Source organism: Pedobacter kyungheensis, from assembly GCF_000812965.1.
Classification (GTDB): domain Bacteria; phylum Bacteroidota; class Bacteroidia; order Sphingobacteriales; family Sphingobacteriaceae; genus Pedobacter; species Pedobacter kyungheensis.
On sequence record NZ_JSYN01000002.1, the window covers coordinates 213948 to 226746 of the forward strand.

General features: G+C 41.9%; 6 protein-coding genes. All 6 read right to left on the reverse strand.

Going from position 1 to position 12799, the window contains the following annotated elements:
• Window positions 1-590: 590 nt before the first annotated feature.
• Window positions 591-2027 (reverse strand): TolC family protein, encoded by a 1437-nt coding sequence (locus OC25_RS01765; RefSeq protein WP_039471084.1) that lies wholly within the window; start codon window positions 2025-2027, stop codon window positions 591-593.
• Window positions 2020-5190 carry an efflux RND transporter permease subunit gene (locus OC25_RS01770; protein WP_039471087.1) on the reverse strand — a complete coding sequence of 1057 codons (3171 nt, stop codon included), beginning with the start codon at window positions 5188-5190 and terminating at the stop codon, window positions 2020-2022. The genes OC25_RS01765 and OC25_RS01770 overlap by 8 nt, the downstream gene beginning before the upstream one ends.
• 23 nt (window positions 5191-5213) lie before the next feature.
• Window positions 5214-6296 carry an efflux RND transporter periplasmic adaptor subunit gene (locus OC25_RS01775; RefSeq protein WP_039471089.1) on the reverse strand — a complete coding sequence of 361 codons (1083 nt, stop codon included), beginning with the start codon at window positions 6294-6296 and terminating at the stop codon, window positions 5214-5216.
• 712 nt (window positions 6297-7008) lie between these two features.
• A complete protein-coding gene (locus OC25_RS27780) occupies window positions 7009-7176 on the reverse strand; it encodes a hypothetical protein (RefSeq protein ID WP_156131365.1) in 168 nt (55 codons plus the stop codon).
• A gap of 216 nt (window positions 7177-7392) precedes the next feature.
• Window positions 7393-9150, reverse strand: a complete 1758-nt coding sequence (locus OC25_RS01780) for a RagB/SusD family nutrient uptake outer membrane protein (protein ID WP_039471091.1) — start codon at window positions 9148-9150, stop codon at window positions 7393-7395.
• A gap of 27 nt (window positions 9151-9177) precedes the next feature.
• Window positions 9178-12588, reverse strand: a complete 3411-nt coding sequence (locus OC25_RS01785; protein WP_167335349.1) for a TonB-dependent receptor — start codon at window positions 12586-12588, stop codon at window positions 9178-9180.
• Window positions 12589-12799 lie beyond the last annotated feature (211 nt).

Sequence of the window (12799 nt, forward strand, 5' to 3'; positions counted from 1 at the left end):
AATAGCATCGTCTCATAAGGCAGGCAATCCGTAATTGGATTGCCTGCTTTTTTTGTTTTAGAGTGTTTATAAGCTTATCCTCCTGAGCGGAGTCGAAGGACTTTAGTTATTCCTTGCTATGATCCGTCATTCCCGCGCAGGCGGGAACCACGAAGTGCTCAGCGAAGCTAATCTTAAAACATAACATCGCGATCGCTTTACGATTCCCAGTCAAGCTGGGAATGACGGGTTAACTATGGGGATATTGTTAATTAAAATGCTCCCCGTCATGGCTTATTTACAAATGGGGTACGCATTAGTGTCAGATGGTAACATCTGACAACACAAAACATAGCAATCGCTTTACGATGCCCAGTCAAGCTGGGAATGACGGGTTAAGCTTAAGGCGCTTCGACTCCGCTCAGCGTGACTAACTATGGGGATCAAATCTGTGCGTTCCGTGCATCCGTGGCTAAAATTTAACGTAGAGAGATTCTTCCCTACGCTCAGCATGACAAAAGCAAAAAAGGCTGCTCCGATTTTGGAGCAGCCTGTACAAATAAGGATTTGACTTGAATTCTATGCTTAATTATACTGAAAGAAGATATCTCCTAGTTCCAGCCACCACCCAGTGCATGATAAATATCTACCACTGCGTTTAATTGTTGTTTTTTTGTTTCAATCAATTCGAGTTTCGATTGTAATGCATCGCGTTGAGTCATTAAAACCTCGAAATAATCGGCTCTTGCTGCTTTAAATAAATCGTTCGAAATATCAATCGATTGGGTTAATGCCGTTACCTGTTTCGATTTCAGATCGTAGCTTTTTTGCAGGTTACTGATTTTCGACATTTGATTGGCTACCTCAATATATCCATTCAAAATGGTTTTTTCGTAATCGTATACCGCCTGTAACTGTTTAGCATTAGCAGTTAAATACTCCGCTTTTATGGCGTTACGGTTAATCAGCGGTCCGGCCAGATCGCCGGCCAAAGAGTAAATTAACGATTCAGGCGTTCTCAATAAATAAGATGGATTGAAAGCCTGGTAACCAATAGTGGCCGAAATACCCAGCGAAGGGTAAAACTGTGCTTTGGCCACTTTAACATCCAGTTTAGCGGCTGCCAGTTCATATTCGGCCTGCTTAATATCCGGACGGTTAGCCAATAATTGCGCTGGCAAGCCCGTTTGCACTGTTGCCGGCACTAAATCGGTAAAATTAGCTTTATCCCTGATAATAGATTGCGGGAAACGGCCCAACAAGAAGTTAATCTTATTTTCGGTTTCAGTAATGTTCTGCTGAATATCGAACTCCAGGCTTTTGGAGCTTAATACTTCGGCCTCGAATTTACGCACAGCCAGTTCGGTAACCCGGGTAGCTTGTTTCTGGATTTTCATTAACTCCAATGCATTGCTTTGCAGCTCGATGTTCTTTTTAACAATCTCCAGTTGATTATCGGCAGCGAGCAGCTCGTAATAAGAGTTGGCCACTTCGGCAATTAAATTGGTGATTACAAAGTTCTTTCCTTCAACAGTAGACAAGTAATGGCTAATGGCAGCTTTTTTAGAGTTGCGCAGCTTATGCCAGATATCGGCTTCCCAGTTAGCCTGTAAGCCAAACTTATAATCAGGCAATATTTCTGGTACTTCTTTGCCCGGGGTAATTTCTGTTGAGGCATCGCCTGCACCAGAACTGGTATAACGACCCACCTTTTCCAGTCCAGCCCCTACACCATAGGTTACATTCGGTAAAAGCTCTCCTTTTCTGGCTTTGATTTCGTTTTTGGCAATCTCAATATCCTGTAAGGTGATGTTTAACTCCTGGTTGTTTTTAAGTGCAGTATCAATCAGGTTTACCAGGTTAGGATCGGTAAAAAACTTACGCCATTGTATGGTGGCTGTGCTAACCGTATCCTGCGCGCCATTGTTAAAGGCGGCAGGTACATTTTTATTTTCGGCACGTTGGGCTACTTCTGGTAGCTTACAGGCAGTGTATGCAGCGCATAGCAATACCAATCCAAGGCCTTTATATATATTTTTCCTAAACATTATTTTCAATTTCTTCAGTTAACGGATGTTCTTCTTCAATTTTAATCAGCTTGTGCTTGGCTGCAATTGTTCCGAATATGTAGTATAAACCTGGTATGACGATTACCCCAAAGATGGTTCCGAATAACATACCTCCAGCTGCAGCCGAACCAATGGTACGGTTACCGATTTTACCCGGTCCGCTGGCAATCATTAAAGGAATTAAACCTGCAATAAAGGCAAAAGAAGTCATTAAGATCGGACGGAAACGCACCGTAGCACCTTCCATAGCAGCCTTAAATACCGATGCCCCCTGCGCGTGCCGCTGCGTAGCAAACTCTACAATCAGTACAGCATTTTTACCCAGCAAACCGATCAGCATTACCATCGCTACCTGCGCATAAATGTTATTTTCTAATCCCAATAATTTAAGGAAAACAAATGCGCCGAAAATACCTGCTGGTAAAGAAAGGATTACCGAAAGCGGTAAAATGAAACTTTCGTACTGAGCAGCCAATACCAGGTACACAAATCCTAAACAAATTAAGAAGATGTAAATGGCTTCATTACCGCGCGATACCTCATCTTTAGAAATACCGGCCCAATCGATACCAAATCCCCTTGGCAGGGTTTTCTTGGCAACCTCTGTAATGGCTTTAATGGCTTCGCCTGAGCTGTAGCCGGGTGCCGACTGACCACTAATCTCAGAAGCATTGTACATGTTGTGCCTTGTAATCTCAGAAAGCCCGTAAACCCTTTGCATTTTGATAAAGGCCGAGAATGGTACCATTTCATCACGGTCGTTTTTCACCGATAACTTCAGGATATCTTCTGGCAGGGCCCGGTATTGTGGTAAAGCCTGCACAATTACCTTATACTGTCTGTCGTACTTAATAAAACTGGTTTCGTAATTACTACCCACAAATGTTGATAGCGTATTCATGGCATTATCAATACTCACTCCTTTTTGCTGGGCAATATCATTATCTACGTTAAGCATGTATTGCGGGAAACTGGCACTGTAGAAAGTAAATACCGATGATAGTTCTTTACGTTTGTTCAGTTCCTTTACAAAATCGTTGGCTACGGTTTCCATTTTTTTATAGTCGCCGCTACCTGCTTTATCCAGTAAACGAAGTTCAAAACCACCTGCTGCTCCGTAACCAGGCACTGCTGGTGGCTGGAAAAATTCGATCGTTGCACCCGGAATGGATTTTGATTTTTGTTCAAGCTCCTCAATAATTTCTACTGCCGAGTGTTTACGTTCGCTCCAGTCTTTTAGGTTAATTAAACAGGTACCCGAGTTAGAACCCGTACCTTCGGTTAAGATTTCGTAACCAGCCAGTGAGGAAACCGACTTAACACCGTCGATATCTTCGCACATTTTCTGCAGTTTTTCTGCAATCTGGTCGGTACGCTCCAAGGTAGATCCCGGAGGGGTTTGGATAATGGCGTATACCATTCCCTGATCTTCATTCGGAATAAAGCCTGAGGGTACACTGCCGCTTAAGCCCCAAACACCCAAACAAAAAGCAATTAATACACCGAATGTTAAGATTCTGCGACTCACCACTTTGGTTAATATAAACTCATACTTGCCCGACAGCTTGGCAAAACCATTATTAAAGCCATCTAAAAAGCGATCAATCATGGTTTTCTTACCGTTTTTACCATGATTGTTTTTAAGCATAATGGCACACAATGCCGGTGTAAGCGTTAAAGCCACAATACCCGACAGGATAATTGCCGTAGCCATGGTAATAGAGAACTGGCGGTAAAAAATACCTACCGGCCCCGACATAAATGCAACCGGAATAAATACTGACGCCATTAAGAAGGTGATGGCAATAATTGCCCCGCCAATTTCTTTCATGGCCTGTTGTGTAGCCTTTAGTACCGATAGCCTCCGGTCGTGCTCCATTTTGGCGTGTACCGCCTCAATTACTACAATGGCATCATCTACCACCACCCCAATGGCGAGCACCAGGGCAAATAAGGTAATTAAGTTGAGCGTAATGCCAAAGAACTGCATGAACACGAAAGTACCAATTAACGATACAGGAACAGCAATAGCCGGAATTAAAGTCGAACGCCAGTCGCCAAGGAACAGGAACACTACCAAGCCTACCAAAATAAAGGCTTCAACCAGTGTGTGGATTACCTTTTCGATAGATGCATCAAGGAATTTGGAAACGTCGTAACTGATTTCGTAATCTAAACCTTTAGGAAATGAACTGGCCTTAATCTCAGCCATTTTGGCTTTGACATCTTTAATAACCTGCGTAGCATTACTACCGTACGATTGCTTTAAAACGATCGCGGCAGACGCTTTTCCGTTTAAGGTAGAATATAAATTATAGGCTGAAGCACTAAAATCAACATCGGCTACATCTTTCAGGCGGAGTAACTCGCCATTGGCACTTGCCCGTAAAATAACATTCTCGTAACCTTCTTTGGTATTAAAACGACCCGAATATTTCAATACATATTCAAAAGCCTGCGAACGTTTACCCGAACTCTCACCAGTTTTACCCGGCGAAGCTTCCAAACTTTGCTCATCAAGCGCTTTCATTACCTCATCAACAGAAATTTTATACGCTTGCATGCGATCGGGTTTTAACCAGATCCGCATTGCATAATCCCTGTCGCCCAAAATATCTGCAAAACCTACACCATCAACCCTTTTCAGCTCCGAAAGCAAGTTGATATCGGCATAGTTATACAAGAAATTCTGGTTCATTTTAGGGTCTTTACTGTACAGGTTGATGTACATTAACATGTTAGACTCCTCGCGGGTAATTTTAACCCCTTCGCGCACAACCAGCGGCGGCAGTTTATTGGTAACCGCGGCTACCCGGTTTTGCACGTTAAGCGAAGCCTGATTGGGATCGGTCCCCAGGTTAAATACCACCTGAATAGAAGCCTCACCATCATTACCGGCATCAGATGCAATATATTTCATTCCGGGAACCCCGTTAAGCGCGCGCTCTAAAGGGATAACCACCGATTTAATTAAGAGCTCGTTATTGGCTCCCGGATACTCGGCCGTAATATTTACTTTAGGCGGCGAAATAGACGGGAATTGCGTAACAGGCAGGTAGCTAATGGCCAATACCCCCAAAAACACAATAACAAGTGATATTACGATAGAAAGGACTGGCCTTTGTATGAATTTACTAAACATAAAATAAGTATGGAGGATTTAGATTATTCTGTTTTCAGTCTCAATTGTTTAATCACATCCTGAGGCTGCTGGAATTTGAAAGCGATCTTATCGTCGTCTTTAACTTTCTGTACACCTTCAAGCAGGATTTTATCACCTACATCAATGCCATCGCCAACAATGTACAAATCGGGTAAATCGCCGGCGATAGTAATTGCTTTAGAGTGCACTTTATTGTTTTTATCGATTACAAAAACATAGGTTTTATCCTGGATATCGTAAGTTGCTTTTTGCGGAATAACCAAGGCATTTTTTAAAGGCACAACCATTTGTATTTTACCGGTTTCGCCGTTTCTAAGCAGGTTATCAGAATTATTGAACCTGGCCCTGAAAGCAATGTTGCCGGTTTCGTTATCAAACTCACTTTCAATCAATTCTACTTTACCTTTGGCTTTAAGCAACTCGTTATTGGCCAATAAAAGACTCACTTCCTGCTGTCCTTTTACCTTTGCAGCACTTTGATAGTTAAGGTATTCAGGCTCAGAAACGTTGAAATAGGCAAACACCTGGCTGTTATCTGAAAGGCTGGTTAATAAGGCACCCTCATCAACCAAACTACCCAATTTTAAAGGAATACGGTCGATGGTACCATCAAAAGGTGCCCTGATTTCGGTATTGGATAAATGAAATTTAGCCAATGCGGTTTCGGCATTTGCAGATTGCAATTTTGCCTTAGCCATAGCCAGCTCATTTTTCGAAACAATATTTTTATCAGAAAGTAATTTGGTGTTTTCGAGCTCAATTTGAGCAGATTTTGTTTCTGCCTGCGCTTTAGCCAGTTCAGACTGTGCGGCTTTAGGCATAATCCGGAACAAAAGCTGACCAGCTTTAACATGCTGACCTTCATCTACGTAAATATTCTGCAGGTAGCCCTTTTCCTGAGCCCTTACTTCGATATTCCGCACCGATTTGATTTGCGAAACATATTCTTTGGTAAACGAAGTATCCATTCTTACCGGACTGGTTACCGCGTAAGTAGCTACTTCCTCTTTTTCTTCTTTTTTGGATGTACACGCTGTTACGTAAAGCAAAGCACTCAAAGCGAGGCACATTACATTTCTCTTCATCTTGTTTTTTTGACTAGTTATCTGATTTATTTTTTTTCATTAGTTTTCCTTTGCCAACCGCTTCATCATTTACAAATACCGTTAAACGGCATGATGCAGGTTCAATAATTCAGGGTTACGCAGTGATTTAATTCGTTAGCGAAATAAATACAGATTTATGAAGTTTAAATGAAGTTGAAATTAAGGTTTAAAGCGGTCAGGGTTAACTTTTAAAGCAAAAAGAACCCATTATGACTATAAACATGAAGTTTTGGGGTAGTTTTAGTGAAAACAGGATGAAATAGAGTTAATTTTCGTACTACAATGCGGTGATTAGCCAAAAAAGCAATTAAATTTAAATTTTTGAAATTCTTGTGTTCAGGAATTTATTAAGCTAAGATGACATAAACTTAACCTATTGACTGAACGGTAACTGTTGATGCTTTCGGGATTAGGTATATGATAAATGTCTTAGTTTCGAGAATTTAGTTTTAGAAAAAACACAGAAGTTGAAATGACAAGATCTTTTTTAACGGGATCGTCATTGCGAAGCCAATTTTTCATTGGATGAAGCAATCTTAAAGCGGTCGCTATAAACTCATTTTGTAAGATTGCTTCGTCGTTCCTCCTCGCAATGACGAATTTCTATTAGATCTGTCATCGGTAGCGGAGTACAACAAAGTTCCAGGTTTTATTAGAACGATTTTAGGTAGAAATTTAAAACTAAGGGCAATTATTCAGCTTTGCTTAGTATGCGTTCAATTTCGCGCAGCATTTCATCGGCCAGCTTTTGTTTTGCGCCAATTTTAGAAAGGTATGCATCGGCGAACAGCGCATCGAGCTCTTCCATAATAAAGCTGTATCTGGCCTTTAATTCCATTAAATCTATTTGTAACGACATTGAAAGCTCCTGCATAGCTCAAAACTATGAAATGGAGCTTGTAATCGCAAGCATTGTGGAAATCTGGAAAGAAATGTTTTTAGCATCCAAATAATTATTAAAGTAAAAAAAAGAAGTGCCTCCGGAAAACCGAAGACACTAACTAACCAACCTTTTCCCATAAAGGTTTTGTTTTTCGGGCATACTGATTACGTTGTAAAACGGATGCCCTTATATTTATTGCCAGCCTGGATTTTGTTTAATATCCGGATTAAGCACCATCTGATCTGTCGGAATTGGCGAAAGGTAATCGCGCAGCAAATTGAATTTGTATCCTGTAGCCAGGTTTGTTTTAAATAGCTCGATATATCCATTTTCATCAACCGGGTAGCTAGTTAGGTACTTTGAATCTACCACGCCGGTCCACTGGGCCAGTTTAGCGCCTTTTGGTTTCCAGCCCACAATCAACTCATCGGCAGCAGCCCATCTGAATATATCATCTTTACGGTAGCCTTCGCAAGCCAATTCTACCCTTCTCTCGCGTCTTACTTCGTTAATAACAGGGCTCAAAGCAGGAAACTCCCATTTTGGATCGGCGGTAATGGCTGCCAGTAACATATTGGGCATACCTACCCTTGCGCGGAGTTTGTTTACGCTAAGATCGAGGTCGTTTTGGGAAATGGTGCCCAATTCTGCTTTAGCTTCGGCATAAATGAGCAATGCCTCTGCAAAACGGAAAATGATATAGCCTGATGTTCCACGGTCCTGTTGCTGGTTATAATCAGGATCATGGCCTTTATAAACCTGATAACCGGTAGCTGGTTTCTGTTCGTTCGGTGCTGAAAAAGTTGGCACATCAAAAATATTTGGTGCTGCACCGTTAGGCCTGTTGTTGGTTACAATATGATTGCCATCATTAATGTAGATGGTTTGCGCCATGCGTGGATCGCGGTTTTTAACTACATTTAATAAGGTTGCATCGCCCTGGTATAAAGCATTTCCAGTAATAGGATTACCATCAGTACAAAGGTAATAATCGACCAGGTTTTTGGTTAAGCCCCTTCCGGCACCTGTATTGGTGTATCTGTGCCAGTAATGTCCGCCATTAATATTCAAATCATACTGCCGCCATAACATCACCTCCGTGTTTGAGCTGTAGTTAACCTGATTAAATATGCGCCAATAGCCATCTGTACCGGGGGTAGCCACTAAAGCATAACCACCTGGGTTGGCAATCAAATCGGCTGAAACTGTTGCCGCTTTTTGCAGAAATTTAGTTCCGTCGGAACCGTTAACACCAAAAGCTGTACCTGCATGGTACTTTTCCCAGGTACCTTCAAAAAGTGCTATGCGTGCCTGAAACAACTGCGCAACCTGTTTATTCACCCTGGAAGCTTGTGCTGATGCCTTTGAAGGCAGATATTGTACTGCGCGATCGAGGTCGTTCATGATAGAATCGACAATCACAGCTCTTGACAATCTTGGTGTTTTAAGTTCACCCGAAGTAATATCGAGAGGTTTATTCACCCAGGGCAAATCGCCAAACTGGCGCAACTTGCTAAAATAGAACCATGCCCTAAAAAACAAAGCTTCGCCTACGTAGGTTTTTTGATTATCCCAGCTGGCATTCACTTTATTGTAATTTACCATAAAGTAGTTGATGTTTCTAAGCGTACTCCAATCGCCGTAGGCCCATCCTCCACCCGAGCTGGGTATGGTACGCACGCCGTTCATATTGCCGTTTACCGACATGGTAATCATATTGTCGCTACCATCATCAGCATCCAAACCGTATGGGCCAATTGTACCAAAAGCTCCTATTGTTGAGGGAAATGCGGTATAAAAGTTATTTACATATAACTGTAAATCGTTTTGTGTTTTCCAGAATTCGGCCTCACTAATGCTTGTTTCTGGTGTTCTATCTAAAAAATCCTTTTTACAGGCAGCCAGAAACAGCGCCAGCATAAGGATTGTGATATATATTCTGTTTTGCATGATTGTATCCTTTAATATTTTTGTTGGTTAAAAAGTAACATTCAATCCTGCAGAGTAATTTCTCTGCATTGGGTACACCTTTCCTGATGACAAGAAAAGTTCAGGATCAAGCGCTTTGGTAAACTTCGTAATGGTAGCCAGGTTTTCTACACTGAGGTAAAATCTTACACGGCCCAGTTTCAGTTTTTCGACCAGGTTTTTGTTCAGGGTATAGCCTAATTGTACGTTCTTAATCCTTAAATACGCACCATTTTGCAGGTACCTGGTTTGGGTCTGCTGGTTTTTATTGTTTTCAATGCTCATGTAATATTTCGGATAATAGCCGTCTGGTGTTTGTGGTGTCCACCGGTCTAAATGAGTGGTAAACAACGAACTCTGCCATTCATCTCCTACAATTCCCCAGAAATAGTTGCCGCCAATGGCTACATCTCTTTTTCCTACGCCCTGTACAAAAATCATGGCATCAAAACCTTTCCAGCTGGCATCAGCCGTAACACCATAACTGTATCTCGGAGTTGAATTTCCGATTACCTTACGATCGCCAGGATTGGATACAGTGGAAGCTCCGGGACTAATGATCCCATCGCCGTTAAGGTCAGCATAGCGAACATCGCCAGGTGTTAAAGGTCCATTGTAAATCAGGTTTTGTGAAGGTGCAGCGGCAATTTCTGCAGCACTCTGGAAAAGGCCAACAGTTTCGTAACCCCATATTTCGCCCATATCCAATCCTTCGTACCAGGTATTTAAAAGCCCTGTTGGATTAGGATAACGGGTAACTTTAGCCGTATAATCGCTTAATACCCCTTTCAAACCATAACTAACAGATCCAATTTTATCTCTCCAGGCCAATGAAAGTTCCCAACCCTTTGTTTTAATGGCTGAGTTGTTTACACTTGGTGGGGTTGTACCCAAAACAGCAGGTAGTGCTGCTGAAGGACCGGCAAAATCAGTGGCTTTTCTGATATACCAATCGAACGAAGCACTTAACCGGTTGTTGAAAAAGGTTGCATCGGCACCAAAATCTAATGTAGAACTGGTAATCCAGGTTAACTGATCGTTAACCAAAGCCGGCAATGTTACTGACGCTTGTTGGGTACCTCCAAATAACCAGCTGGTAGCTGTTGGTCTGGAAGTACCTAAGCTTGGATAAAACGGATAATAATTGGTATCTAAAAATACCTGATCACCAAGTTGACCGTAAGAGCCCCTGAACTTTAAGGTGTTTACATATTTTTTAACTGGCTCAAAAAACGATTCTTTATCAATATTCCAGCCTGCCGAAACACCCGGATAAAGTTTCCAGCGTACATCTTCCAAAAAGCGCGAAGTTCCATCGTATCTGGCATTAAGTTCTAAGAGATACTTTTCTTTGTAATTGTAGTTAATTCTTCCGAAAGCACCCTGTGAGCTAAGTTTACGAACCAAATCAGATATGGATGGTGTTGTACCGTAGGCTGTAGAAAGCGATGGAATATTATCTGAATAAAGATTGCTATTGCTGGCCGAATAGGACTGAAAACCTACATAATCACTTACGTAACCACCCAGGATGCTAAAATAATGATCCTGAAACTGCTTCTCATATTTCGAAAATACGTTAACTACTTCGTGCTGATTACGTTCGTTGTAACGGCCGAAAGAGTTTGGTGTAGTTCCTCCTACCGTTTTCTGAGAACCATCAGGCAAAAAGGTGTATAAAGTTTTTAAATGCGAAGTTTGGTCGTAATACTGTGCATCAAAAGTATAGTTAGCAGTTGCGGTCCAACCTTTAGCCAGTTTAAAGTTAAGTTCTCCGCTTAACAATCCCTGATCGGTAATCTGGTTGTTCCGTCCACCTTCTTCATGAAGCAGGATGTTGCTCTCATCCGAATACCTGCCATCAGGATTATATACGGCAACTGTAGGGAATTTTCGGGCAATCTGATGCATATAAGCCTGGTCGCCCCCGCCTGTCTGGCCCGGATACAAATTTGGTGAATTAAACAGTTGACGGGAGAAGGTAGTGCGTAAATTAAAAGTAAGCCAGCTGGTTACATCAGAACTCAGATTAGCCCGCAGGTTATAACGTTTGTAACTGTCATTTCCATAATTATACATACCGTTCCTGTCGTTATACCCTGCCCCAACAAAATAGGTTGACGAGTTAGAACCACCATTTACACTCATATTGTGCTGCTGGCTAAAAGCATGGTCTTTATAATAAATTTTGAACCAGTCGTTATTGGCATTTCCGGCATTCCACGAAAAATATTCGTTGGTATTCGGCGCAGGGTTTTTAATGGTTTCGGTAGTAAGTATGCCTGCCTGATAATCTTTAATGCGCTGAATAGTTGGTCCATCAAAAAACGCCGCTCTTTGTGCATTGGCAAAAGCTTCGTTATAAATGGTGGCAAAATCGAGCGAATTAACCATTTTAGGTAAATTAATAACCTCTGATATGGAAAGGTTATTGTTATAGGAAATGGTTGGCGCTGAGGATTTGTTACCCTTTTTGGTACTGATGAGTATTACTCCATAAGGCGCGCTGGATCCATAAATTGCAGCAGATGCCGCATCTTTCAAAACACTTATATTCTCTATATCATCAGGGTTTATGCTGTTGATATCGACACCCTGAACACCATCTACAACAATTAGCGGCCCGCCAGAAGTTCCCAATCCGGTATAACCACGAATGTTTAAACTTTGGGTAGCGTTAGGAGCCCCACCGGCCGTAGTTGCGCCGATATTCAGGTTAGCTACCTGGCCCTGAAGTGCCTGACTGATTCTGGTAATTGGCCTGTTTTGCAAATCTTTGCCACTTACCTGCGCAACAGCACCGGTAAGCCTGGTTTTAGACTGGCTACCGTAAGCTACTACCACTACATCGTTGAGTTCGGATGATTTGGCACTTAAACGGATTGTCATCTCAGATGAAGTTACGCTAACCTCTTTCTCCTGATAACCTATATAGCTTACCAAAAGTATTGCTCCACGGTCAACTCCAGCTAGCACAAACTTACCATCTGAACCTGAAATGGTTTGCTTATTACCGTTTTTAAGCCTGATACTCGCGCCGGGCAAGGGAACATCATTTTCGTCAACCACCAATCCCTTTAAGTCGATAAATGCCCTGGCCGATTCAATGATGGGTTGTACCGCTGGCACTTTTGTACGGATTACAACAACTCCATTTTCGATAACATAAGACAAAGGCTGTCCTTCAAGACACTTCTCGAGCACAGTTTGTAAACTCGCATTTCTAAAGCTGAGCTCAGTTAACATTAAATTTTTGGCTTTTTTTGCCGACCATACCACACTATAACCGGTTTGCTTATTGATTTCGTTAAGCACCTGTTTGAGTGAAGCACTCTTTTTTTGGTAATTGATGTTCTGTGCAAATCCGGTTGCACCAACCTGCATAATCGTTACGAAGAGCAACACCGCTGCTAATTTCATAGCTAAACTTAATTTAAAGGCGTAGCCCGGGGGCATACAAAAATTTTTAGTATAATTTTTATACATTTGATTGTTCTGTTTATTCGACAAAGTGACAGCGGTCGGATGCTTTGATCACTTTGCGAAACGTTTAAGAAATAGTTAACTCAATTGTTTTTTGACATTAGAACGTTTTCGGGAGCAGTGAGATGCTCCCGGATTTCTAAAGACT

Coding starts and splice junctions, on each gene's coding strand:
- OC25_RS01765 (WP_039471084.1), bottom strand. CDS start 2,027: ATGTTTAGGAAAAATATATATAAAGGCCTTGGATTGGTATTGCTATGC.
- OC25_RS01770 (WP_039471087.1), bottom strand. CDS start 5,190: ATGTTTAGTAAATTCATACAAAGGCCAGTCCTTTCTATCGTAATATCA.
- OC25_RS01775 (WP_039471089.1), bottom strand. CDS start 6,296: ATGAAGAGAAATGTAATGTGCCTCGCTTTGAGTGCTTTGCTTTACGTA.
- OC25_RS27780 (WP_156131365.1), bottom strand. CDS start 7,176: ATGTCGTTACAAATAGATTTAATGGAATTAAAGGCCAGATACAGCTTT.
- OC25_RS01780 (WP_039471091.1), bottom strand. CDS start 9,150: ATGCAAAACAGAATATATATCACAATCCTTATGCTGGCGCTGTTTCTG.
- OC25_RS01785 (WP_167335349.1), bottom strand. CDS start 12,588: ATGAAATTAGCAGCGGTGTTGCTCTTCGTAACGATTATGCAGGTTGGT.